19 protein-coding genes and 1 pseudogene are annotated in these 26,512 nt (G+C 41.3%); 9 read left to right on the plus strand and 11 right to left on the minus strand.

Translation table 11 applies throughout. The annotated features are described in order from the left end of the window. Positions 1–220: 220 nt before the first annotated feature. From BN3912_RS04295 to BN3912_RS04335, 9 genes are all read right to left on the minus strand, one after another. Complete coding sequence (locus tag BN3912_RS04295; RefSeq protein ID WP_023984754.1) at positions 221–1,966, minus strand: alpha-amylase family glycosyl hydrolase; 1,746 nt, start codon at positions 1,964–1,966, stop codon at positions 221–223. A gap of 48 nt (positions 1,967–2,014) precedes the next feature. Then, positions 2,015–4,183, minus strand: coding sequence for a glycoside hydrolase family 3 N-terminal domain-containing protein (locus BN3912_RS04300; RefSeq protein WP_023984753.1), 2,169 nt, complete (start codon positions 4,181–4,183; stop codon positions 2,015–2,017). A gap of 47 nt (positions 4,184–4,230) precedes the next feature. Beyond that, a complete protein-coding gene (locus tag BN3912_RS04305) occupies positions 4,231–6,042 on the minus strand; it encodes a glycoside hydrolase family 127 protein (protein WP_230204646.1) in 1,812 nt (603 codons plus the stop codon). Between the two features lie 209 nt (positions 6,043–6,251). Next, entirely contained in the window at positions 6,252–7,325 is a 1,074-nt protein-coding gene (locus BN3912_RS04310; protein ID WP_230204648.1) for a glycoside hydrolase family 5 protein, read from the minus strand. Positions 7,326–7,537: 212 nt separating this feature from the next. Beyond that, complete coding sequence (locus tag BN3912_RS04315; RefSeq protein WP_023984750.1) at positions 7,538–8,482, minus strand: metallophosphoesterase; 945 nt, start codon at positions 8,480–8,482, stop codon at positions 7,538–7,540. 137 nt (positions 8,483–8,619) lie between these two features. Next, positions 8,620–10,452: a RagB/SusD family nutrient uptake outer membrane protein gene (locus BN3912_RS04320; RefSeq protein WP_023984749.1), complete on the minus strand. Its 1,833-nt coding sequence runs from the start codon at positions 10,450–10,452 to the stop codon at positions 8,620–8,622. A 10-nt stretch (positions 10,453–10,462) separates the two neighbouring features. Continuing rightward, on the minus strand, positions 10,463–13,852 hold the full coding sequence (locus BN3912_RS04325) for a TonB-dependent receptor (protein WP_023984748.1): 3,390 nt from the start codon (positions 13,850–13,852) through the stop codon (positions 10,463–10,465). A 139-nt stretch (positions 13,853–13,991) separates the two neighbouring features. Next, positions 13,992–14,930, minus strand: a complete 939-nt coding sequence (locus BN3912_RS04330) for a FecR family protein (RefSeq protein WP_023984747.1) — start codon at positions 14,928–14,930, stop codon at positions 13,992–13,994. Positions 14,931–15,171: 241 nt separating this feature from the next. Next, entirely contained in the window at positions 15,172–15,747 is a 576-nt protein-coding gene (locus BN3912_RS04335) for an RNA polymerase sigma-70 factor (RefSeq protein ID WP_036859818.1), read from the minus strand. Between the two features lie 1,017 nt (positions 15,748–16,764). Between BN3912_RS04335 and BN3912_RS04340 the strand changes: the two genes are divergently transcribed. After that, entirely contained in the window at positions 16,765–18,003 is a 1,239-nt protein-coding gene (locus BN3912_RS04340) for a glycoside hydrolase family 5 protein (RefSeq protein ID WP_023984742.1), read from the plus strand. A gap of 405 nt (positions 18,004–18,408) precedes the next feature. On the opposite strand, the gene BN3912_RS04345 is transcribed toward BN3912_RS04340, so the two are convergent. After that, positions 18,409–19,317: a TraB/GumN family protein gene (locus BN3912_RS04345; protein ID WP_023984741.1), complete on the minus strand. Its 909-nt coding sequence runs from the start codon at positions 19,315–19,317 to the stop codon at positions 18,409–18,411. A 227-nt stretch (positions 19,318–19,544) separates the two neighbouring features. Here BN3912_RS04345 and BN3912_RS04350 point away from each other — a divergent pair, with 227 nt between their 5' ends. The 8 genes and pseudogenes from BN3912_RS04350 to BN3912_RS12620 all read left to right on the plus strand — a co-directional run bounded on the left by BN3912_RS04350 (position 19,545) and on the right by BN3912_RS12620 (position 26,050). Beyond that, positions 19,545–20,882 carry an FAD-dependent oxidoreductase gene (locus BN3912_RS04350; protein ID WP_023984740.1) on the plus strand — a complete coding sequence of 446 codons (1,338 nt, stop codon included), beginning with the start codon at positions 19,545–19,547 and terminating at the stop codon, positions 20,880–20,882. Between the two features lie 155 nt (positions 20,883–21,037). Then, a complete protein-coding gene (dnaK, locus tag BN3912_RS04355) occupies positions 21,038–22,939 on the plus strand; it encodes a molecular chaperone DnaK (RefSeq protein WP_023984739.1) in 1,902 nt (633 codons plus the stop codon). A gap of 22 nt (positions 22,940–22,961) precedes the next feature. Then, on the plus strand, positions 22,962–23,165 hold the full coding sequence (locus BN3912_RS04360; protein ID WP_023984727.1) for a hypothetical protein: 204 nt from the start codon (positions 22,962–22,964) through the stop codon (positions 23,163–23,165). A gap of 128 nt (positions 23,166–23,293) precedes the next feature. Further along, on the plus strand, positions 23,294–23,752 hold the full coding sequence (locus BN3912_RS04365) for a DUF6078 family protein (protein WP_023984726.1): 459 nt from the start codon (positions 23,294–23,296) through the stop codon (positions 23,750–23,752). A 194-nt stretch (positions 23,753–23,946) separates the two neighbouring features. Continuing rightward, a complete protein-coding gene (locus tag BN3912_RS04370; protein ID WP_023984724.1) occupies positions 23,947–24,678 on the plus strand; it encodes an ion transporter in 732 nt (243 codons plus the stop codon). 178 nt (positions 24,679–24,856) lie between these two features. Further along, positions 24,857–25,132: pseudogene (locus BN3912_RS04375) on the plus strand (helix-turn-helix domain-containing protein); the annotation flags it as partial. Between the two features lie 201 nt (positions 25,133–25,333). Then, on the plus strand, positions 25,334–25,525 hold the full coding sequence (locus tag BN3912_RS12415; protein WP_196808022.1) for a hypothetical protein: 192 nt from the start codon (positions 25,334–25,336) through the stop codon (positions 25,523–25,525). Between the two features lie 213 nt (positions 25,526–25,738). Beyond that, positions 25,739–26,050, plus strand: a complete 312-nt coding sequence (locus BN3912_RS12620) for a hypothetical protein (protein WP_394332697.1) — start codon at positions 25,739–25,741, stop codon at positions 26,048–26,050. Here the strand turns inward: BN3912_RS12620 and BN3912_RS04385 are convergent. Further along, positions 25,985–26,437 (minus strand): hypothetical protein, encoded by a 453-nt coding sequence (locus BN3912_RS04385; RefSeq protein ID WP_023984720.1) that lies wholly within the window; start codon positions 26,435–26,437, stop codon positions 25,985–25,987. The genes BN3912_RS12620 and BN3912_RS04385 overlap by 66 nt on opposite strands. Positions 26,438–26,512 lie beyond the last annotated feature (75 nt).

Genomic DNA, 26,512 nt, shown 5'->3' on the forward strand with positions numbered 1-26,512 from the left:
GCCAATTACACGAGGATAATCAAGTTTTTAATTAAATTCATAGTTTTGATTCATAGGCTTTCATGTTTAAATGGTTAATATCATATGTTAATTATACAAAATCATCTATGCATTGTATGTAAATAGCAGGTTCTCAACTGTAACAAAATTTCCATTACATGCATTCTTTTTCTCATCATCAGCATCATACATTTAATTTCAAATTAATCCGTATGAGGTCTCAATTCCCGACCGTTACCTTGAAGACGGCAGCACTGATACCCCCCATGGTAATACATTGCTTGCCTTTTCGCATTATCCAGTCTGTCTTTCCCACTTGGATTACGGGTGTATATTTATTAGAGAGGGAACCTATCGTTGCTTCTACCTTTTTCTTTCCCGGATTTAACGCAACGAAATAGACTTCACTGCCTTTTACACGCTTATAGATCATGGGATATGGCTTATTTACATCGCTCACGAGTTCCCATCCACCAGTATTGCCTAAAGCTTCAGATGACTGTCGCAATGCGATAAGTTGCCGAACAAAGTTTAATAGAGAGAGGCTGTCTTTCTCCTGTGCCTCAACAGTTAATGTGCCATTCTCTGTATCTACCGGCAGATAAAGACACTCGGGTAGGCAAGTGGAGAACCCTGCTGTGCTACCCGCCGTCCATTGCATCGGCGTACGCGTGCCTGCCCGTTCATTACTTCCTTCCTTGCTCGGCAAATTCATCTGGTATTTCATTCCGATTTCATCGCCATAATAAATGAACGGCACACCCGGCATAGTGAGAAAAAATGTCATGACCACTTTTAACTGATCCGAAGTGTTACGCGTACCTATATTCGGTCGTTGAAAATCATGATTAGCAGAAGGTAAAGCTATGTAGCCTTCAGACTTCGTCCCGTTGTAAGCTTTCGAAAAATTATCTATAAACACTTTAATACTTCCTTTACCGGACCGATCGAAATAACAGCACCTATGGTCATCCCAACTGCCCCAAGGTGTTCCTTTTGCAAAAAACATCGGGATGTAAGCTTTGATACCGAAATGTATCATAAAGTCGATATTGAATCCTGCAGGAATAGCTTTTAGCGGATCTGACCATTCTGAAATAAACACTGCTTCGGGATAATACTTATCTTTCCACTCGCCCATTTCTTTCCACAGTTTCTTGGTTTCCGTTCCATCGGAATCATTCTTTATGAGCGATGACGCCATGTCAACGCGGAAACCATCGATACCTTTATCCAACCAAAATGCCATAATATTGCGTAGTTCACGCCGTACTGCTTGCGGTCCCGGCGCATCCGTACGTTGTTCCCACGGGCGGTTAGGATCGGGATGTGCAAATCCATAATTGAGTGCAGGCTGGCATTCAAAGAAATTTTTCTCATAATACTTAGCCCGTGGAGCATTTGCTTCCACGTAACGTCCACGCGCCCCATAAAGCGTATTCGCCTCTTTCTTACGCAGTTCAATGTCTTCCTTATCCTTCTCTGTAATTTTGTTCGTCCAAATGTAGTAATCACTATAGCGCAAATTGGCATCAGCCTGCGACGATTCTTTAAACCAACGGCATTTGTCACTGGTATGTCCCGCCACAAGATCAAGACAAATGCGAATACCACGCTTGTGTGCTTCGTTGACTAAAGTAACCAAATCGGTATTCGTTCCAAAACGAAGATCGACTTTGTAGAAGTCTATCACGTCGTATCCACCATCATACCAACCTGACACAAACACAGGATTAAGCCAAATTGCATTAAATCCCATGGACTTAATGTAATCGAGTTTAGAGGTAATACCCGGTAAATCGCCAATACCATTCCCATCGCTATCCATATAAGATGAAGGATATATCTGATAGAAAACAGCCTTCTTTAACCACGCAGGACCTTTTTGCGCCATGGCTGAAACCTGAAGTGATAAAGCAATGAATATTATGGCTGTTATCTTATCTATAGAGCGTTGACCTTTCATGTTATTTGTTCTTTTCCGCCGTATCTCTCAATGATTGGCTGGCTGCCATCAAAGCTTAAATGTTGCAGTGCTGCAACTTACTCCCAATTCTTCGGAACGATTGCAGGGAGCAGCACCCGAGATCATAACTCGATACTCACCTTTCAACAATTTCGAAGTGCCGTCTTCCTGAACAGTTTCCAATCGTTCAATAGGGATTTCAAAATCTGTTGCTACAGTAGCATGAGGAGCAATCTTCACACGTTTAAATGCAACAAGAGATTCTATTGGAGATGTCACGCCGGCACTCGGAGTAGAAAGATATACCTGTACCACTTCATCAATGGGCATGTTTCCATCGTTACTTAAATCTACACTTACCGTCATGGGAGAATGTTTTGTCGGCAATTTAGTTACAGTAGCATTGCCATAAGCCACTTTACCATAGGAAAGGCCGTAACCGAAAGGATACAGAATGTTGTCGGTCATATATTTATAAGTACGTCCTTTCATAGAATAATCATCAAAAGACGGTAGCTTGTCTGTTGTTTCTGGGAAAGTAACCGGCAGACGACCACTGAAATTCACATCACCAAAAAGAAGATTGGCCAATGCTACACCACCCTCTTGCCCCGGGTACCATGCCATCACCACAGCATCGGCCAGTTCGGCTATCTCTTTCACATCAATAGGACTTCCTCCGGTTAAGACAACCACTAACTTATTTGTTCTATTTTTACTAACCTCCCGCAAATACTGCATCTGCGGTTCCGGCAAACGAAGGTCTACACGATCACCACGCTCTGAAGATGCAATAGCATCCCCTTCTTCTCCTTCTGTATTACCGCTGTTTCCCATAATAATAATGCTTACTTCTGCACCACGAGATTCCGATACGCTCCAGTTCACATCATTCAAATTCTTGAATACTTGCATAAATCCTTGTTTGTAATTAACACTCGTACCGTTACTTACTTTCCCAACGATACCTTCCAGATACGTACTGTAGCGATCGGAAAGGCCAAAGTAGTTACCCATCAAATAATAAGCATCGGTGGCACCCGGGCCGGTCACGAACAACGTGCGAATATCTTTTGCAATAGGTAAGACACCATCATTCTTCAGCAACACCATACTTTCCTCTGCCGCTCGTTGCGCAATATTACGGTTATCTACACTGCCGATCACACTTTCGGGAAACTCATTATAAGGACACGCAGCATCCGGGTGCAGAATACCCAGCTTCAATCGTGTCATCATCAACGGCAGCAAAGCCTTATCCAAATCTTTCTCGGTAATGAGCTTTTGTTTAAGCGCATCTTTCATCGTCCGCATTGAATTGCCACACTCTAAGTTCAATCCCGCCTTAATAGCAAAAGCCACAGCCTCTGCTTCACTCTTTACCAGTTTATGCCCTTCGTACATATCGGTAACGGCTCCACAATCGGATACCACATGACCTTTAAAGCCCCAATCCTTGCGAAGTATGTCGGTAAGCAAATATTTACTGCCTGAACAGCTCTCCCCATATAAACGTTGGTATGCGCCCATGATACTTTCTACCTTTCCTTGTTGTACTAACATTTTGAATGCAGGCAAGTACGTTTCGTATAAATCATGTCTCGTGGGTTCTACATTAGCTGTATGACGCGTACGCTCCGGCCCTGAATGCACTGCAAAATGCTTTCCACAGGCAGCTGCTTTAAGATAAAAAGGATCGTTCCCCTGCATCCCTTTTACAAAAGCTGTACCTAAAACGCCTGTTAAGAAAGGATCTTCACCGTAGGTCTCCATACCTCTTCCCCAACGTGGATCACGAAATATGTTAACATTGGGCGCCCAAAATGTCAGACCTGCATACATCGAATAGTTCTTCTGTCGTTGGGCCACAATAAACTTGGCACGCCCCTCTGTGGCAATTGCATCACCTATTTGCCGTACCACTTCGGGATCAAATGTAGCACCAAGGCTGATGGGTTGTGGGAAAACAGTTGCTCTTCCGTCACGTCCAACACCATGCAATGCTTCATTAAGCCAGTAATAAGGCTTTATTCCCAAACGGTCTATACCTTTAGCATCTTGTGTCAATTGACCTATTTTCTCATCTAATGTCAATTGCGAAATAATGCTTTTGGCTTTCTGTATCATCTCTTTTTCCTTTTTACTTTGAGCAAAAGTAAAGGTTACGGATACTAAGGCAAACGAAATAAAGAATATTATTTTAATTGTTGTTTTCATTTTATTGTTGTATTATATTTGATGTAACTCGCATTATATATAGAGTTTTACTTTCCTCTCGGATTATAGAGTTGTGGCATCCATACTTTAAAGAATGGGAAAGATGATGTTGCATTGCCAGCTGAGGCATAGTCGCAAAGCTCCACTTCAATAGGTTCCGGTTCCTCTTCCTTATAAGATTCTGGATAGAAACAAGCCTTGAATGTCATCCAAATATTAGGATTTCTGTTCGCAACAGGCGTTAAATCGAGATTACCATTCTTATCTACATCAGGTGTGATAATAGCTTGCACATCTGCACCAGACAGTCGAGCATCGCGTGTAAGCACTACCGGACCGCGAGTAATAGCAAGATATTGTGGGGTTTCTCCCATAAAATGTAATTGCGCACGCATATCCAAAACAAGTTCCACATGGTCTCCATCGCTCCATTTACGATTAATCTGTAAATAACTTCCATTATGAGCAGGTACAACTTCCTTGTCGTTTATGGTTACTTTAGTATCCTTACTCCACGCAGGAATACGTAATGAGAGCGTAAATTCCTCGGTTTGTTTTACCTTGAAAGCGATACGTACCGTTCCCGTTTGGGGATAGTCGCCTTGCTGGGTAAGAGTGATTTCTTGCCGTTTCGGACTCTGGAGCGTATATGTCCCGGGAATATATAGATTGACAACAGCACCTTTAATACTTTGCATCACTGCTGTTTGAGGAATAATGAACAGTCCGCGAGGACCACTTGCCGTACAACAATTAAGCCCCATACCGCACTGCTCCGATCCTGATAAGCGCTGACCGGACAACGGAGTGTATTTTGCCCAATCGCTACCATCAGGTTTCATAGCTCCCAATAGTGCGTTATAGAGCGACTGCTCAATGGCATCGGCATACTTAGAATTCCCCGTAAGCATGAGCAGTTGTCTGCTCAACTTGATCCATGTAGCTGTAACACAGGTCTCCTGATAATGCTTAATAGGCATATACTGCACCTGTTTGCCGCCAAACCACGACTCCATTGCTGAACCAGAACCTGTTATATTAATTTCCGTATCCATGATACTTTGCCATGTTTTCTCAACGGCAGATAGGTAAGTAACGTTTCCTGTGAGGCGATAAAGTTCAAGAAGACCTTCGTAACAGGACATCATTTCATAAGCCTTTTGGCCTTGTTGCCACTTATACCAATTATCATAATCAGGTCGGGGAAACCGTTTTCCTACAGGAATATCTGCTTTTGAAATAAGTTGGGGACCGTTGGAGGATTCCCATTCACGGACAATTTGTAATGCAAAATCTAAATACTTTTTATTTCCTGTGTAGCGATACAAATAGCAAATGGGCTTCAATACCGATGACGCAGCCATCCCCCGATGATTACCCATACTCACAATACTTGTATTCTTGGCCTTAAGTTCCGCCATTAAGAAATCGGCTTCTCTACACGCAGCCATAAGTGCTTTCTTTTCTTTGGTTATGCCGTAATAATCAAGTAAGCCCAAGATACAATATTTACGCCCCCAAATATCCCATTCATGAAGATGATATTCGGGAGCATAATTACCGATATAACCATTCTTATCTTGTGTTGCTATAAGTTTATCTACTGCCGTTCTCATATTGTTCAACAGTTGGCTACTCGGTTTATAACGATAAGCAAGGACAGCAGAATTCATCCACTTACCCCAAAACTCGCTCTGCCATAAATGGTCCTCTACCTTGTTTGCAAAAGGTTCTACCAACTTATCGATATCCTGCGCAAGAATTCGATGGTTGTAAGAAGCGGTAATTTTCTCACCTACATAACCTGTAAGAGTTTCTACTTTATCTGGCACGAAGGCATCTTTCACTACTATTTTCACTCGTTGTTGAGCTGATAACAGTAAACAAAACAAACACACAAATGTGCCTATTAAAAGTCTTTTACTTATCATGATAATACATGTTTTCTATAAAATAAGACGGAGAATAAAAGAAAGACAGAGGGGTGTTTTCAGAATTTCAAGATTGTCGATATAGACTTATCATTCATCTTGACCTCATATTGGTATTCTCTTTATTCATCAGTTATTTAATATATTTGGTTCTTCTTTAATGCTTCCTTAATGATTTTAGCCCGTTGCGTTTCATATTTTACAGGAGTCGGTGTCGGATCATGCTTGAACCAAAAAGCATTTGTACCCTCGGCATGCTCTAAACTCCATCCTGCCCACTCTCTGAAAGCATGGTAACACCATGAAAAATTATACTTCTCAAAAGTGTGAATTGCATCTTTCAACCAAACTGTTGAACATTCAATAGGTGCCCATGCTATGGCACTGAACTCACCGACAAGTATCGGTACGTGGTATCTCTCAGCAAAATTGGCAACGGGGCGCAGATCTGCTTCCATGGTAGAGCGATCCCAATGCTGCCCGTAATAGTCACCAGGATACTTGTTCTGAATAATGGCAAGTGCCTGCTTACGAGACAATGAATCTGCTCCGTATATTCTCTCGACACCCTGATGGGTAAATCCGAATGGCTTATAAAAGTGAACACTGTAGATAATACGCTTGTCTTTCAGCGGGGCATAAGTTTTATATTCGTTATTATTGATACCGGGTTGATAAATTATCCATACATCCTTGTCGATGTATCTGATAGCTGTAACGATGTCAGGCGACATATCTAACCATTGCTGCGGCGTATGCTTCCAATCAATTTGCGGCTCATTGAATAGATCATAGCCCCATATTACATCGTTATATTTTTTGCTTTTAAACTTAGTAGCAATCTCTTTCCACATTCGAATGAAATTGCCTTTCAGCTCTGGAATATCCCAAAACTGTTCCGTTCCTTGCGTTGTAGACGAAGGAACTTTGCCATCGACCATCATCGGAGGTTCGTGTAAGTCCACAACAACCTTTACCCCAACACGTCGGGCATCATCTATCTTTGTTTGAACTAAATCAAGATAGTCTGGAAAAACTTCCCAAAAGTCACGATTTCTCTTTTGTGCATAACTTAAAGGATTAAGCTGAAGCCGCACGACATTGGCTCCCCAGCTCTTAACATCGGCCAGTATTTTCTTGTCAAGCTGTTCTGCGGTTTCCACCATAAAGCCACGAACTGTTTGTGGATAATCTGCCTTTGTCTTTTTCACCGTAGACTTTGCAACTGCTGTCTCTCCACAAATCACACAAAGAAATAGATATAAACAACAAGTATAACTTTTCATTACCATACTAAAAATAATATCAAAAATTACCTATCTTTCAATGTAGGCGGATTAAAGACTCGGAATATAAAAAACTAAATCATTTAATCCACCAACAAGAATATTTAAAGAAATAGGTTCATCTCTACAAATAAATATCATAATTTGGGTTTCACCAACTCAAGGCCTTCTATCGTATATCTCGTTTCCGGCTCCTTGTACTTGTTATAAAAAGGCGAATAGAGTTCCGCAATAACAGTTCCTTTATCCAAATCGAAGTGCATTAAACGAAGATAACCGCCTCCGTTATCTTCGTTCTGGTAGTTCTGCAATATCTGATAGATTTTATTGTGGTGGACACCTTCGTCCACTCTGAATGCCGATTTCATCACGTGACCGCTGACAACAAAACGAATATTCGGATGCAATTTCAAAAAATGATCGAAAACAAACTGCGGGCTAAAATCTCCATAGCCGGCATTATTTTGAACAATTTCGCCCTTACCATTCAGATGATAGTGTGTCAACACAATAACGTTATATTCATGATAAGCCTTTACAACATCATTAGCCCAGTTGATAGCTCCCTGACGAGGGCAGAATTCCAACGTCAAAACAAGCCAATAAGTATTTCCCGTTCTAAAAGTATAATAGGCATTATCACTTTTTCCTGCTTCATATCTTCCTCTTTGGGCAATAAAGCGAGAGGTCGGAAAAAAGGAATTAAACTTAAATGTTTTTCTCAAGTTTTGGTTCGTATTGCCGGGGGCAGCACTTCCATTGTACTCTCCTACAGCCTCAGTATCATGATTTCCCAAAGTCAAGGCATAAGGCAATCTGATTTTATCAAACTTCTCGAATTGCTGGCTTGCCTTATCCCAATGTGTAAAGTTGTCGAAATTTGCCAAATCACCTACACAAAGAACAATAGGCATATTCAATTTTTCTTTGTTTTTTACTATCCAATCAACCTGACTTTCGAACATGTCCATTCTTTCATCCACCTCACTCTGTGGATCTGGAAACACAGGAATTGTGAACTTTTGAGCATTCAGGCCCAACGAAAATAATACGAATAATAATAATACATTTAAAGTTTTCATTTCTTCTTATTTGTTTATAAGTTGTTGTTTCCTAATATTAAGGCATATTATAGCAAAAGAAAGTATAATCTTCCACATAAGTTCCATTATGCCCTCTCCTTATCCCTTCAAAAGGAGAATTGATTGATCGAGATTTATTATTTATATCCCGGGTTCTCAACTAAATTAGGATTCTGATTTGTACGCACATGCGTTAAGGGGAAATAATAGTTTTCATGTCTGAATAATGGAGTATTTGTAGCTCCATCTATCTTTTCTACTTTCTGGATACGGAACTTCCTTGTTGTATAATCCAAAATAAATTTCAGACCGCACATATTGCGAGATAACACATCCTCCGCAATACGCCAACGGCGTAAATCCCAATACCGATGTCCCTCGAATGCCAGCTCTACACGCCTTTCCTGACGTATCTTATCAACATCGATAGAGGTAAGTTTTGCAATACCGGCACGGGTACGTATCTGATTTACGGCATCAAGCGCCTCGCTTGTCTTGCCTAATGCCAACGCCGCTTCTGCATAATTCAGTAAGATTTCTCCGTAACGAAAAACGATAAAATCTTGCTTAGAACCAAAGATGCCTGCCGTAGAACCGTCTCCGTTATTCTTGCTTTCATCCAAATATTTCATCACACCAAATCCACATGCTACCCAATATTTCTGTTCACCATTGGCCAAAACACCTTCATAAGAGCCTTGCTGCTGAACTGATCCATCTGGTAAAATAAGGCCATTATAGTAATTGAGCGTTCTTCCTTGCCATTGCGTACCTTGAGTATAGATCGTTGCAAAGAAACGCGGATCTTTATCTTGCCATAACTCGTCCATAGTAACCAGTCTATCTTTTTCATAAAATTCTTCCTTTATCTTACCTGGACTTCCATCCTTATATTCAAATGCTTCTGCCATTTCAAGGTAGGGCGCATCATGATTTCCGTTTGACCATCCGTTGGGATAAGGACATTGGAAATAATCATAGCACCAACCAGCGCCTCCGACTTCTTTATCACTACCGTCGTGCTGACGAGCAAAGATTACCTCAGAATTCCTCTTCTTAAGGAAAATATCCTTAAAGTTCTTAACCTTGTCGGCATCATCATTATACAATGCGTATCGTGCAGAACTAATGATTTCCTTGGAAGCATCGTATGATTCCTGATAATATCGGCTGGCCAAGTTATGATCAATACCGATAACACCGTCCAACTCTACAGTTCCATATTGAGCAATACTCCCAGCATAAAGAGCTGCACGGGAAGCCAATGTCAATGCTGCATACTTACTGGGACGTCCCCAGTCGTCAGCACCTATAACTTCAGGAAGTTCTTTACTGGCTGCTATAGCTTCAGAAATAATGAAATCATATACTTCCTGCTCTTTATTTCTCGCGGGCCTAAGCTCTGATTCAGGATCACTCTTATGTTGTACTTTCGTGATAAGAGGTACACCGCCATATCTTTTTACCATTGCAAAATAGTTAAAAGCACGTAGGAAACGAACTTCTGCAATTCTTTTCCGTTTGAAGTCCTGAGACACATTTGTGTTAGGAAGTCGTTCCAAAAGTTCATTTAACACACGAATGATGTTATAAGGGCGTTCCCAATATTCCAACAATCCTCCTTGTATTTTCAAATTACCAAATTTAAACCTGTAAGCATTACCTGCAAAATTTGAAGCAGATTTAGATTCGTCACTAACATTATTTATAAAATAAATTGCAAAAAAGTTACTTTTATTTGCCAAAACAATATTATCAGCCTCGTTCACAAGAACTGTAGTTTTGGCATAAGCGCCGGTAATATCTGCATCGATCAATGTCTCGTCATTCCAAACCGTAGCATCACTGATATTGTCCAGCGGCTTTTTATCCAAAACATCACAAGCTTCAAAAAATGTTACCGATAAGACAACACAAGCAAACACAATGTATTGTCCCAGTTTTTTAGTTTTATATATCTGTGTTTTCATAATTTTCCGTTTAAAAAATTACAGTTGCTCCAATAGATAAATCACGTTGTTGAGGATAATATAGACCACCTCTCCCCGAAGGACCTTCGGGATCCAAACCATATTTCTTTAATTTACTCCAAGTGTAAATATTACTGCCCGAGAAGAAAAAATGAATACTTTGAATATTTGCTTTTTTCAATATCTCATGCTTAAGTGTATAGCCTAGTGTAAAAGATTTCCATCGCACATAATCACCAGAAACCAACCAGTAAGTTGAAATATGACTATTATCACTAGTTCCACCTACTCTGGGTATCAAAGCATTCCGGTCATTGTTTTCCGGTGTCCATCGAGATTCGAAATATTCACGTGTATTACCTCCCAAAGACGCAACCACATCAAACCCGAATGCTCCTTGGAAAGACAAACTCAAATCAAAGTCCTTATAGTGAAGCGTAGGATTAAAACCGGCAAACCATGTTGGTATTGTGCCCTTGCCTATTTCAACTTCGTCTTTCCAATCTATTACTTTATCACCATTAATATCTCTAAATCTTACATCACCAGGACGTAATGTTGTATTATTACGCTGATCTTGATTATACGGAAGATTATCTATCTCATCCTGACTAGTAAACAAACCTTCCGCAACATAACCAAACCGTCTATCTGTCCATTGCCCAGTTCTTCTATTTATTCTACGTTGATCAGGATCAGTATAATCGGGTTCTTCATAGTAAATCCATTTAGAACGTGCCCATGATATATTGGCATTCACATCCCAACGGAGATCGGCCCACTGACCAGAAGATGCCACAATCAACTCAAATCCTCTCGTACTTGTACTATTCAGATTCTCTTCAGGGAGGGTAGCGCCGAAAGTTGAGGGCAATGTTACCAATCGTGTTCCCGGTATACCTGTTCTTTTACGATAAAATACGTCAAGAGAACCATATAACAAACCTTTCCAGAAAGATGCATCAACACCTACATTATAGATCTTAAGTTTCTCCCATGTCAGGTCGGGATTAGCCAAACCTTTCGGCCATATTCCCATTTGGCGTTGCGAACCAAAAATATATGAACCACCATCCTTAGCACCCATAATATCGTAACCAGCCAAATAAGCAAAATTACCTACATTGTCATTTCCAGATGCACCATAGCTCAAACGTAATTTAAGAGCATCGAGATTCTCAAATGTTTTCATAAAAGTTTCTTCATTGATACGCCATGCAAGAGATACACTCGGAAAATATCCCCAGCGCGACTCTTTCGGAAATTTTGCAGAAGCATCTGCGCGGAACGTTGCATCTAATATGTATCGATTCATAAGTGTATAGTTAAAACGACCAACCCAACTCATACGTCCCATCTCTGTTGTAGAAGTGCCATTGGTCATCCCCTCTGTACTTCCTGCAAGCATTTCATCTATAGCAGGTGTTAGAAAGTTAGACCTATTGGCCAAAATACGGGTATTGAAATAGTCGGTAGCCTCAAAAAGAATCAATGCATTTATATCATGTATCTTCTTGAATACATTTTTATATTCAAGAGACGTTTGGTAAATCATACGCCGATTATTGGGAAGAACGTAACCCAAATTCGCAGAAGAACCGAAACTACCAGAATTCGTATATTTATTTGCACCATAATCATACTTCCAAAACGGAACAGGCTTTTGAAAGATTTTCTGTGTAGCATACGTCTGCAGATAATCAAGTCTGGTTTTAGCCTGCAGACCTTTCAAGAATGGGAAATTATACTTCAATTCACCAATAAACCTTGTTTCTTGGCTTCTTGTATCGTTATAGCCAGAAAGACTTCTATCCGTTGTAATATGGGCACCACCCGTACCTCCACCTTCTGCATAAGGAATCTTTGTAGGATCGGGAAATCTGTCAGGATACATAGGAGATGTATTCCAAAAATCACCCCACAAGTTCTCGTTCATATTTCGAGTAGTATAATTACGTTCTCCCACCACTAAAGAGAAATCCATACTGGCTGACAAATCTTCGGTAATCTTTGCATCGATACTTCCTCTGATATTATATCGTCTGTAAAAAGCGTCACTTCTTTTAAATAAGGTTTCTTGTTTCAAATACCCTAAGAAACCATAGAACTTGATATTATCGGAGCCACCTCGTATCGAAAGGTTGTGTTGCTGTTGAGGAGCCCAGTCTCTAATCAACAAACCATACCAGTCAGTATTGGGATATTGAGGATCTGTACCTTCATAATATTTCTTAATTTCTTCTTCTGTATACGGAGCAGTACTTTCTGGCTGTCCACTTTGCAAATGCCCTTCCCGTCGCACTTGAGCCATCTGTCCAGACGATGCCATCTTAGGCATGTCCGTAATGCCTTGCCAAGTAAAGGATGTATTCAAAGTCAAAGTAGGCTTACCCTTGACACCTCGTTTGGTAGTTATCAAAATAACACCATTTCCCGCCCGTGCACCATAAATTGAAGCGGAAGCATCTTTCAAAATGGAAATCGATTCTATCTCATTGGCATCTACGGTCGAAATATCACCTTCAGAGCCATCAATAAGAACCAGTGGAGCATCAAATCCACGTATCTTTAACGTGGCATTATCCGAACCGGGAAGACCAGAAGATTGCAAAGTTACCAATCCTGGCATTTTACCTGAGAGAGCATTTGATACTGTTGAGACGGGTGACTTTATTAAATCGTCTCCCTTAACAGAAGCAACAGAACCTGCAATATTCACTCTTCTCTGATTACCATATCCTACGACAACCACTTCATCAAGTATCTTTTTATCTTCCTGTAATACGATATTAAAGCTCTTACGATTACCGACTTTTGTTTCTTGTGTTATAAAGCCAATATACGAGACCTCTATTGTTGAATTATCCGGAACATTCAATTTAAAAATGCCGGCAGCATCGGTCATTGTACCTTGTCCTCTACTACCTTTTATCATAATACTGGCACCAATAATCGGTTCACCATTTTTATCTTTAACTGTTCCCACAATCTGTCGATGCGCATCTTGTCCTTTCTTCGCAGCGTCTTGTAGCTGTTCTTTCTGACCAGATGTCATCAACAGAATATTATTTCCATTCATTTGGTAAGTGATATCCGTAGATTTAAATATCGTTTCTAAAACAGAGGCAACCGAAATATTGGCAACGTCAATTTTAACCACCGTATTCAGGTTTATGTCTTTATTATTGTAGACAAACATATAGCCGGTTTGCCTTTCAATTTCATGCATGACATCAATTATTGTCATGCCCGAAGTTACAATAGTTACTTTCTTGGATTGAGCATCTGCCCGTCCGGCATAGACGATTGTAGACAACAACATAAGAACAAGTACAACTCGCCGTTTTGTGCTCTCCAAAGTCTGATTAAAAAATTTACTGGTATCTAACATATTTTTCATACCCTTGGCATTGAATTATGGTTATTAATATTTAGGTTATTCCAAATTTGATTTACGAGATAATAATACTACTCATTATCTCGCTTTGTTATTATTAATCATCTTTCATTTTTATAATATTATAAGGTTTACTTTTAGGTTAATAAATGATAATTTTATTGTCTTTTTCTAAAACATATGTAAATTTATCGTATGTACTCAGTACATTAAGGATGTGGCTAATTCCATCGTGAACAGCAAATGTTCCCGTATATCGACTTTGAAGAATACTTTTATTGTGAACAATAATCTTTATATCATAACAGGTTTCCAATTTTCGAATGATTTCTGCCATTGATTGATTTTCAAAACTTATTTGCCCTTTACGCCATTTGAACGCGCTTTCAATTGCGTTCATACTGCGTTTCATTAGATTCCCATTTTCCACGTATGCTTCCGTATTTGGTTCAAGTACCATCAAATTGCTACCATCTTTTGCATTGATATCTATCTTACCGTTAATCAGCGAAGCGTGCCAGTCACGTTCCGAAGAATAGGCTGTTACATTGAATTCCGTACCCAACACCTTGATATCATATCGGGTAGTTTTCACGATAAAAGGTTTAGTAGGATTCTTTGTTACAATAAAATAGCCTTCACCATCCAATTCGACCACCCGACGATCTTGAGATGTAAAGTCGCAATACTTTAAGGTACTATTAGAATTGATCCACACTTTAGTCCCATCCGACAGCACCATTTCCGTACGTTGTCCTTTGGGTGTATGAACCATCTGTATGACCGGCGCTATATTTATCTTTCTTTGAGTCCACCAATATGTGAGGGAAAAGACTACAAGAATGATTGCAGCAATACGACACACCCTGATTATTAAAGGCTTGGAAAGAATTCCATATTTTTCTTTCTGTAAAAACCTTCCATCCTCTTCCGTTCTCCATAATGTAATATCGTACAAACTGCGCTGAACCTTATATTCATGTTCATTCTTATTGCTTTCGGCAATCCATGCTGCAACTTCCAACGCTTCCTGCTCAGAAACATCTCCCGCAATATATCGATGAAGTAAATCCGCATTCATAGTTCTTTTATCTCATTTTCGTTTTGTAACTTAAATATGAGCAAGCTATTCCATTTCCGAACTCAAAACAGTCTGTCTCCACACACGAAAAACCTTTTTTATGTCTTTTTAAAACATAGTATGCACGATGTTGTGCAACAATGCTTTGCAAGTTAGGTAATTCCATGTTTTTTCAATCTTAAGTTTGGTTCTTTATAATAAAACAACTCAAGAAACTCAAACCCTAAAAAGAAAAATAAAATTATGCGAAAAAGAATAAGAAAATGGGCAAGTAATCCTTTAACGATAGCCTTAAGGCCTTAAGGCTCTTGGTAATATGATACTCTACTGTTTTTTCAGATATACTTATTTCCGATGCGATCTCCATATTACTCTTTCCTTCATTACGACTCATTTGGAATATCATTCGAGTCTGCTGAGGAAGTTGGCATAAAGTTTCTTCCACAATTCTACTGATATCTTGCATGAATATCTTATCAGGATTACATGCTTCCAAGGAGGATATTCTAACAGACAGTTCGTAACTCTTTATATCTTGCAAATTTTCTATTGCAGACCTCCTCACTGCCTCATGTTTCAGATAGTTATAAGCCTTATTTCGGAGAATAGTAAACAATAAAGGTGCAATATCTTTTCCTGAGTTCTCTTCTTGTTCGAAGTATTCTTGCTGTCTCAGGTGTTCCCATAATGCAATAATCGCTTCGGTTACAATGTCTTCGGTTACAATATCCGAATGGACGTATGATTTTACAAACAGATATGACCGCTGATAATATTTGTTGTATATGGTATTAAAAAATCTTTCTTCTATCTTCATTTTATAATATATTCCATATTCTATAGTAAATATATTTTTCAAACATAAAGCATATTACATAATTGAGAAATTAACAACCTATTTAAATATGAACCGTAGCATCTTATTAGACGGTCAAGAAAAAAGAAAAACTTTATTCCATCAGCATTTCGTTTTTTATTGTAACAAAAATATACAATTAAACTATATAAGTAAGAATACTATAGGTTAAAAATACATAATTTTATATAAGTCCGGCCTTTCATAAAAGAATATAAACAGAATTTATATTTTTTATTGAAGTTAAACATAGGATTTTTCCATGCACATAGGTAACAGAGATTAAGGCTGTTAATAGTTCTGCATTTATTATCTTAATTCTATGCTAATACGATATTACAATCCTACGACAAAGCAGTATTGTTACATACACACTTTTACATTTTCTAAATTTCTCACTTCATACTATCATAACAAATAAAAACGCATTGAATATTAACAACCTCCATATAGATTAAAGCTGTCGTGCTGACAATAAACACCGCATAAAAATAAGTTCATCCTATTATATACCCATCGGTTAATTAACATACACGTATCTTGTGTCGATGATACAGCATAACTGTATAAGGCATACATCATCGGGGGATGAAAGATAAACGTTATTCTTAGCGTTTCTGATGCAATAGTCTTTCATCATATTAATGCAGTATCGTCACATCTCAAACAACGATATTTAAACGCCGGTCTACATTTACAAGACTAATGGCAAATAACTGTAAAAAAACATTATTCTTATTTTCTTTATCTCTTTTACTCCAAACAGTCGTATTCTTTTTATGTTTTACATAAATTCGGTTTTCTATTTTAGGGTTCATGCTTTTTAGATTGTAATATATAATTAAAAGAGGTAATTTAAATCGAGATATTTATTAAGCAAAATACAATCATAACCTCATATTAATACTTAGAACTAAAATTGTGAGAAAGATCATAGTATTGCTTATATACTTTAATTATTAACTTAAAACTGTAATTATGAAAAAAATTATCGCATTGTTGTTTATGCTGCCCATTATACTTGCTTGCGGCGACAAAAATACACCCGACAACCCTCCTAAACCTAATCCAGATCCCAATCCCCCTACGCCACCGGCAGTAGTAACCTCACCTCCAAGAGTGCGCGGATTTATGGTTCAGTCGGCAAACGGTCTGCATGCACAAACAATCAAGGATTTGAGCACATGGGGTGCCAATGTTATAAGATTGCAACTTAATCCAGCAACTTATGCTTTGAAAAAGGGAACAGATTTATGGACAACCTTACCGGAATATCTGAATTTGGTAGAAGAAAAAGTACGTGCTGCACAAAGTGTAAATGTTAAAGTTATTTTAGACTTGCACGAACCTCCTATTTACGTAAACGGAAAAGTACCGACATTAGACGACCACAATCAACGTGGCTTTTGGACAAATCATCCGGAAATGAAAGATGCTCTTATACGGATGTGGAGGAACATCGCACAACATTTTACAAAAAAAGAATACGAAAACGAGATATGGGGATATGACCTTTTCAACGAACCCAGCGAGAAAGGTAGGGCTGCAGTGCAGGAATGGTTGGCAATGGTACCCGATATTATAACGGCAATCCGTACTGTCAACAAAAACGTATGGATCGTATTCCAGCCCGGTTTGGTAGCAGAAACATTCCAAATAGAGAAAGAAAAGATTATTCAGAAAGACAAACATGTAGTATACAGTCTTCACTTCTATTGTCCTGAAACCTTTGCTTGTCAAGGAATATTATATAACGGAGAATACAATTCCAAAACGATGACTCATGAAGAAGCCATTGCTTCTTTCAAAAGGGAATACCCGGGAAAGGCCAAGAATCATTGGTGGGAAAAAGAAGAAACATATTGCAACAAATCAACCTTGGAGGCCGAACTCAAACCGCTGACGGATTTTGCTTCAGAATATAAAGTTCCTGTCCTGATTGGGGAGTTCAGTGTTATCACATGGGCACCTGTAGAATCTGCCATCCGTTGGTTTAAAGATGCCATCGACATCTTCGAAAAAAACAACTTCTCGTGGTGTTTTCATGCTTTCCGCGAATGGCAAGGATGGAGTTTGGAAAGCCCCGAAGGTCTTAATGCATTCTGGTTTAGCAGAGAAAAGGCTCCGGCTCCACAAGCAACAGAAACCGAACGGGCCAAATATTTCAAAGAAGTATTCAAGAACCTGAATAAAGATACTTCTGCAACGGGGAAATAACGACACACAAGGGCGTAAATTTAACAGCGTTGAACCCTACTATTTATGGTTCAACGCTGTTAAATTTACGCCCTTTCTATTATAATTTTTCTTTTAAATCAAAATACACTTCAAGCCAGATAAAATTATCTATTTGAAAATTGAAGAAAAATTAATTTGATAATTGTCAACATACATATATGCAGAATTCTTTACTAAGAAAGAGTCTCATTTCAATATTTAACATAAAAGAGTCGGCAATATCCCATACAAACTATTCGTTGATGAACATTATAGGTAAACGGTGTTAGAGGGGACAACCACACTTTTACTGACCGAAAGAAACTCCTCTCGTTCTTCTATAATCCCGTATCATTCATCCTTACTCCCCTCTTTTATAAGGGCTGAAAGAGATTTTCTTTCTTGTTACTTCACACCTTCAACGGTGTAACCCGCCGTGCGCAGCAGGTTTAAAACGCCTTTGTCGCCCGGCAAATGGCCTACGCCAACGGCGAAAAACGTAGGCTTTGCAGCCATGATTGCCGGCATTTTTTCGGCCCAGTCGGCATTGCGGGCATAAATAAGCATGTTCTCTTCTTCGGGTGAATAGTCGCAATTATTGTGCATCTTCTCATCCATAGCAGCCTTAATGGCGTCGAGGTCTTGAGCATAAAAGGCCTTAACGATGCGCTCCGACATCTGTTCATTGAAGCCGGCATGGTCTATCAGGCACATCAATTGTTCTACCTGCCGCTTCAATGGCGTACTTTCGAAAAGCGTCTTTATTTGAAATTCAACCGTTTCCAAGCCTCCCACGGGTTCGTTGTTTGCTTTGGCTTGCTTCAGAAAATACTCGTCAAACGTAGTCATAGGATCGAACTCACCCATATGCTTCCTCATAAACATGAGCAAAGCCAGTTGAGTTGTCAGCGCTGCAGGCGTTATCTGTTCGAACTGTTTGGCCACGGCAGGATTGTTGAGATCGGCCCCCATAGCTTCTTTCAGATAGGCATTGAGACGTTTTAATTGGTCTTTGGTGAGCAAAGTGGATAGCTTTTTACCCTCTGGAAGCGTGGTTGCACGCTTTATTTTCTGCATATTATCGGTCGAACGCGCATCGCTCATGTTAACTTCTCCATACACCTGCTCGGTTTCGCCGAGGGCATTTTTCAGGCCCGGAACAGACTCTGCGAACCCTACATTGGCAAGATGATAGGTGCCGATGATATACGAAGGCTTGGTAAGTTCCTTTCCGGAAATCTTATACAGTAATTGTGCTTGTGCTCCCCATACTATAAAGCATGAAAAGAGCGCGGATACGAAAAATCTTTTCATAGTTTGTATGTTTGATATATATTAATAATGTGAAATCTACAAACTGTAGATACCGTTACCGGAGCTGGGGACAACGTGTGCCGTCGGTGGTATCTATTATATCTTTCTGCTGCAAATATACGATAAATATGAGAAATGAACGATCATTATAAGGATATTTTTCTTGTATATCTTACAATTTCTATTTAAATTTGTTGTTCGAACATCGAATTTTAAAAGTAAAAAGTATGGAAAGAATACAAGTAGAAAATCTGATCATAGGCTTCGGTAAAGCAGGCAAAACGCTTGCGGCCGATTTGGCTAAACACGGCCGGCAAGTGATTTTAGTGGAACAAAGTGAACAGATGTATGGCGGAACGTGCATCAATATAGGCTGCATTCCCTCGAAAAAGCTGTTGGTTGAAAGCGAATACGGGCACTATGTAACCGACAAAGAACAGGTATTTAACAGGGCTATGGATCGAAAGAATGCGCTTATAGATAAGCTCCGTGCAGCCAATTACAACAAGCTGGCCTCTTTGGAGAACGTGCAAATCATCGACGCTTCGGCAAGTTTCGTCGACAGGCATACGGTCTGTTTGCGTGGGAAAGACGGAGAAATGGAAGTAGAGGCCAAAAGAATTTTCATTAATACGGGTTCCAAGCCGGTTCGCCTCGCGATAGAAGGAGCCGATGGCAGCCGCATTTACGATAGTACGGGTATGCTCTCGCTCGCAAAGCGTCCCGATAAATTGGTCATAGTGGGCGGTGGTTACATTTCTTTAGAGTTTGCCTGTATGTATCAGGCCTTCGGTAGCAAGGTGACAATCCTTGAGAGCAGCGGCACTTTCTTGGCTCGCGAAGACCGCGACATAGCCGATGAAATGTACAAAGTGCTTACATCTAAAGGCATCAATATCATGCTCTCTGTACAAATTGAGAAGTTTGTGGAAGGTGCAGGGCGCACAACTGTCGCTACTTCGAAAGGCAACTTCGAGGCCGATGCGGTGCTGGTAGGCATCGGCCGTCGCCCGAATACCGACGGATTATGCCTCGAAAAGGCGGGCATAAAGACCACCGAGCGGGGATATATTGTCACTGACGAACGTTTACATGCTGCGCCTAACGTGTGGGCAATGGGCGATGTAGCGGGGAGTCCGCAGTTTACATACATCTCGCTCGACGACTATCGCATCGTCAGCAACGAGCTCTTCGGCGATGGCAGCCGTACTGTAAACAACCGAGGTGCAGTGCCTACATCGGTTTTCACAAATCCCCAGCTATCGCATGTGGGCATGACGGAGGAACAGGCTCGGCGAAGCGGACGCAACATAGATGTGAAAAAACTGCCCGCAGATGCCATTCCGAAAGCGAAAGTTCTTGCGCAGACCGATGGTATATTAAAAGCAATTGTTGATCATGACAGCGGTGAAATATTGGGAGTTACGCTGTTTTGTACCGGTTCCCACGAGATAATCAATCTCTTTAAGATGGCTATCGACAACCATATACCGGCATCCTATGTGCACAATATGATCTTTACGCATCCTACAATCAGCGAAGGTCTTAACGATTTGTTTGCCTGATGACCACGTCGGATGAAGAATATATTGTGCCTGTTTCTGACAAATTGGCATGCTGTCATTCCTGTCTTTCCCCTTGGCATACGTTTTGTTATAAAGAAACCGAACGCTACTGTTCGAATAATATATAGATAATAACAGAAATATAATATACAATTATGGGAAAGATTATTGGAATTGACTTAGGAACTACCAATAGCTGCGTAGCTGTATTTGAAGGCAACGAGCCGGTAGTAATAGCTAACAGCGAGGGCAAACGTACTACTCCTTCGGTAGTAGGCTTTGTGAAAGACGGTGAAAGAAAGGTGGGCGATCCTGCAAAGCGTCAGGCTATCACCAACCCGAAGAATACGGTTTACTCTATTAAACGCTTCATGGGCGAGACCTATGAGCAGTGCAAGAAAGAAGTAGGGCGCGTTCCATTCGCTGTTGTAGATGAGAACGGTTACCCGCGCGTAGACATCGAAGGACGTAAGTACACGCCGCAGGAGATCTCTGCAATGATTCTTCAGAAGATGAAGAAGACTGCCGAAGATTATCTCGGACAGGAAGTTACCGACGCCGTAATCACCGTGCCGGCCTACTTCTCCGACTCTCAGCGTCAGGCAACCAAGGAGGCCGGAGAAATTGCAGGACTCAACGTGCAGCGTATTGTGAACGAGCCTACGGCTGCAGCTCTTGCCTACGGTGTAGACAAAGCCAACAAAGATATGAAGATCGCCGTATTCGATTTGGGTGGAGGTACGTTCGATATCTCTATCTTGGAGTTCGGCGGTGGCGTGTTTGAGGTGCTTTCGACTAATGGAGACACACACCTTGGCGGCGACGACTTCGACCAAGTAATTATCGATTGGCTGGTTCAAGGCTTCAAGGCCGACGAGGGTATCGACCTCAGTAAAGATCCGATGGCCATGCAACGCTTGAAAGAAGCTGCCGAAAAGGCCAAAATAGAGTTGAGTTCTTCTACCTCTACGGAAATCAATTTGCCTTATATCTCGGCAGAAGGCGGCGTGCCCAAGCACTTGGTAAAGACGCTTACGCGTGCTCAGTTCGAGCAGTTGGCCCACGACTTGATACAGGCTTGTCTCGTACCTTGCCAGAATGCCATGCGCGATGCCAAGTTGCAGACGTCTGATATCGACGAGGTTATCCTCGTAGGTGGTTCGAGCCGTATTCCCGCCGTGCAGACATTGGTGAAGAATTACTTTGGCAAAGAACCTTCGAAGGGCGTTAATCCCGACGAAGTGGTAGCCGTAGGCGCAGCCATCCAAGGTGCTATATTAAATAAGGAGAGCGGCGTAGGCGACATTGTGTTGCTCGACGTTACGCCTCTTACGCTCGGTATCGAGACAATGGGCGGCGTAATGACGAAGCTAATCGACGCCAACACCACCATTCCGGCTAAGAAGAGCGAAGTATTCTCTACAGCGGTAGACAACCAGACAGCCGTAACCATCCACGTTTTACAGGGCGAACGTCCCATGGCTTCGCAGAACAAGAGTATCGGACAATTTAACCTCGAGGGCATTGCACCGGCTCGCCGCGGCGTTCCTCAGATTGAGGTAACGTTCGACATCGATGCCAACGGTATTCTCAACGTCAGCGCCAAGGACAAGGCAACGGGCAAGGAACAGAAGATACGCATTGAGGCCAGCAGCGGTTTGAGCCAAGAAGAAATCGACCGCATGAAGGCCGAAGCCGAGCAGAACGCCGCAGCCGACAAGGCTGAACGCGAGAAGGTAGACAAGATGAATCAGGCCGACTCTATGATCTTTACGACCGAGAACTTCCTCAAGGACAATGGCGACAAGATTCCAGCCGACCAAAAGCCCGCTATCGAGTCAGCACTCCAGCAACTTAAAGATGCCCACAAGGCAGCCGACGTTGCCGCCATCGACACGGCTATCAACAACCTCAACACCGTGATGCAGGCTGCCAGCCAACAGATGTATCAAGGTGCAGGTGCACAGCCGGGAGCAGATGCAGGTAATCAGGCACAGCAAGAGCAGCCAAAGCAGGACGAGACTATTCAAGATGCAGATTTTGAAGAGGTAAAGTAAGAATAATTAAAATAGGTAAGTAATGATTAGATTCAAGACAAAGAACGAAGCAACCAAAGCATTAACTCGTGCCAAAATGTTTTTCCACCGTGAAATTACAAAACAAGGGAATTATATCCCTGCAGAGGTTAGCCTTTATTTAGATTTAATTGATAATGCCATTTTATATATTGACCCTAAGGCAAATATTAATGAACTTTGTCGTGAAGTTGGAGAAAAAAAATAGAAAACTTTCGAATAAGAAGTATCCAAAGAGGGTGTACTAAGCAGTACGCCCTCTTTTTATAATTCAAGCACAATAAAAATAATAGCCAAGTCCACATTATTTCTTTTGAGAAAATAAACACCTACATTATGACCCAAGAAGAATACAACCAATTAGACACCGACTTTGCGCACTGCGCAGGCACCCATTGCGCGAAAGCTGGCAAATGCTTGCGCCACACAGCCCACACGATGCTCGCAGAGAGTAGGCACGAAACCTATATGGTGGCGAACCCTGACGTAGTAACCGGCGCACAGCCCTGCCCACTCTTCGTGCCCGACCGCAAGGAACGCTTTGCGTGGGGCATATCGCACATTTACGACAACGTGCGGGCGTCTGACTTGCGCCGTGTCCGATACGAAGTGATGGCGTGCTTCGGCTCGGAAGTCTACTACAAGGTGAAGCAGCAGCGACGCGCCATTACGGAAGAAGAGCAGGAAATGGTGCGCCTTTCGTTTACCGAAATGGGCTACGACGGCACCGCCATCGAGTTCGACCGCTATGAAGAACAATACCCCGTGCTGATGCGGTTGGCAAGATACAAGTAGGTATCTGTGCGCTCCATACCTGATATATTCTGACAGCTTTTTAACAAGTTCTTGCGGAAAGATACATAACATACGGTTTTGGACACGTTTGTCCAACGGTTTGGACTAACGTGTCCAATCGGTTGGATTAATGTGTCCAACGAGTTGGGCAAACGTGTCCAATATCGTTTGTTCGGCATAAACCATTTAGCAATATGAATAGACAGAAAATAGCAAACATTATCGACCGGCAATCGCATACCGACTGGATATGCATGGCTTACGACTGGTTCATGTTAGTTGTCATTCTCGTAAGCCTCCTTCCCCTTATGTTCATGAGGTCGCACAAGGCGTTTTGGTATACAGAACTTGTTTCTACGCTCGTGTTTATCATCGACTATCTGCTGAGATGGGGCACGGCCGATATACGAAACCACAATCGCAAGACGGCATTTCTTACCTATCCGTTCTCCGTTATGGCAATCATAGACCTGCTGTCTATCTTGCCTGCCATTACGCTGCTCAACCCTGCGTTCAAGCTGTTCCGCTTCGTGCGCCTGCTGAGGCTGACGAGGGTGCTGAAAATATTTGGAATATCGAACAAGATGCGCCTGTTCCTGTCCATACTCTACAAAGAGCGTCAGGTGTTGTCCTCCGTTTTGCTATTGGCACTGCTGTACATCTTTGTAATGGCACTCATACTGTTCAATGTCGAGCCGCACGTGAATCCATATACCCATCAGCCAACATTCCGTTCGTTTTTCGATGCCTTGTATTGGGCAACCGTAACACTCACCACCGTCGGCTATGGCGATATGTGCCCCGTTACCGATGTCGGACGCTTTGTAAGTATGCTGTCGTCGCTGTTGGGTATAGCCATAATCGCGTTGCCTTCGGGCGTGATAACCGCCCGTTATCTTGATGAGCTGCGGAAGAGGCGAGGGTAAAACCATCTTTGCGATGATGAGAAGAAAGGCACAATGCCTGTTGTAAAAGCCTTTCCGACCGTTCAAATAATAGAATAACACACGCAACTATTGTGTTTTTATCGTGTTTCTTCAGTGTCTTGGGGCACAGAGGAAACACTTTTTTCATTTGCACCGTAACAATCAACAACAAGTATTTATGGTACAAAATGAAATCACTTTTGAGAACTTGCCAAAGGCAGTTGCTCACTTAGTCAGCGAAGTTGCTGAAATCAAGAATTTAGTATGTAAAGGGCAAACACCTGTTGCTCCTCCCAAACGCATTCCTATTGGAATAGATGACGCGTGTAAACTTATTGGGAAAGCTAAGCCCACAGTTTATACCTTAGTACGCAAACGCTTACTACCTTGCTATAAGAATGGTAAACATCTCTATTTTTTTGAAGAGAAAGTAAGAATAAGTATTAAAGAGGGATAAGCAAAGTATTCCGTATTCCTCTTTTTCCTAATATTCAAAATTCATAATCGCGTTTATTAAGCCAAAAAATGCAGGAGAGGTTAGAAGCGTAAACGGCCTTTCCAAAGAAGAGAAAAGTGCCATATACAGTTTTTACAAGGTACTGTTTATTGTTGGTGTAACAACAATTCCAACAAATGGTTCTCTATGCGAGATTTCATGAGAGGTTCAAACTTCTACTGGGAGGGAACGCCTTTAATGGCAGTCTACGAGAAGTACAAGGATATAAAGGCTGCCGGACAAGATGCCGGCAGGTTATTGAAGAAAGTCATCGAAAGAGACAAACGACACTTTGAGACAAAGACAGAAGAACTCATTAGAAAATACAAATGGGTTGGAAATGAAGAATAAACTTCATTTGTGATTAATAAGTGCTTTCACTTTACTAACATTTAGTGGAAGCACTTTTCTTTTCCCCATACTCTGCACATTACTCTACCGAACGAAGCCAAAGCGACATACGCACGCAATACAAAAGCATGATGACACAAGAAGATTACAAACAAGCAGACGCTGCCTTTGCACATTGCGCTGGAAAAAAATTACGAGCAGGCTAGCAAATGCATGCGCCACACCGCATACACAATACTCGCAGAGAAGAGGTATGAAATCCACATAATGGTCAATCCGGCCGTGATAACAGGTACGGCCCTGCCCACTGTTCATGCCCGACCAGCGCGAGACCTTCGCCTTGGCATCACGCACATCTACGACAACGTCCGCGCAGCCGACCTGCGCCATGCCAAGCTCGAAGTCATGTCGTGCTTCAGCACTGCCTGCTATTATAAGGTCAAACAGCAGAATGAGCCATCACCGAAGAAGAGCAGCAGGCTGTCCGCCAGCCCTGTGCCGTTTAAGAACATGGTAAGCGGATAGGTGTCCTTTCCTTGTTCCCTCCGATATTTTGCGATCGTATATGCGGTTATACATGAATGACAGGAAGGCATCTTTACGGGAAGCGAGACTATTGTTGTTCATGTATTCTTTCAGCCCAGCGAGAGTAAACACCACATTCCTTTCCAGCTTGGTGTTTATATAATCCACAATCGTATTGCGAACTATGTCTATACGGCTATTGTACTCGACCTGCTGACCACAATTACATACTCTATCATTGCGGAACTGCCCCTTCTTAACCTTAACACCTGTATTATAGAAATTTCTAACCTTGTAGAAAGTAACTTCTACATAGACAGGTACAGCAATTTTCTTTGATGCTGTGTTGTGTCTATCAAAGACAATCCTTGTGTTTGCTATTTTCATATATCACTTTATTTAAAAATTTGGTACGACGCTTGGTACGATTCTGGTACGAAATCTGTCCCATAATGTCCATTT

Origin of the sequence: Prevotella phocaeensis (genome assembly GCF_900065875.1) — a bacterium.
Lineage (GTDB): Bacteria > Bacteroidota > Bacteroidia > Bacteroidales > Bacteroidaceae > Prevotella > Prevotella phocaeensis.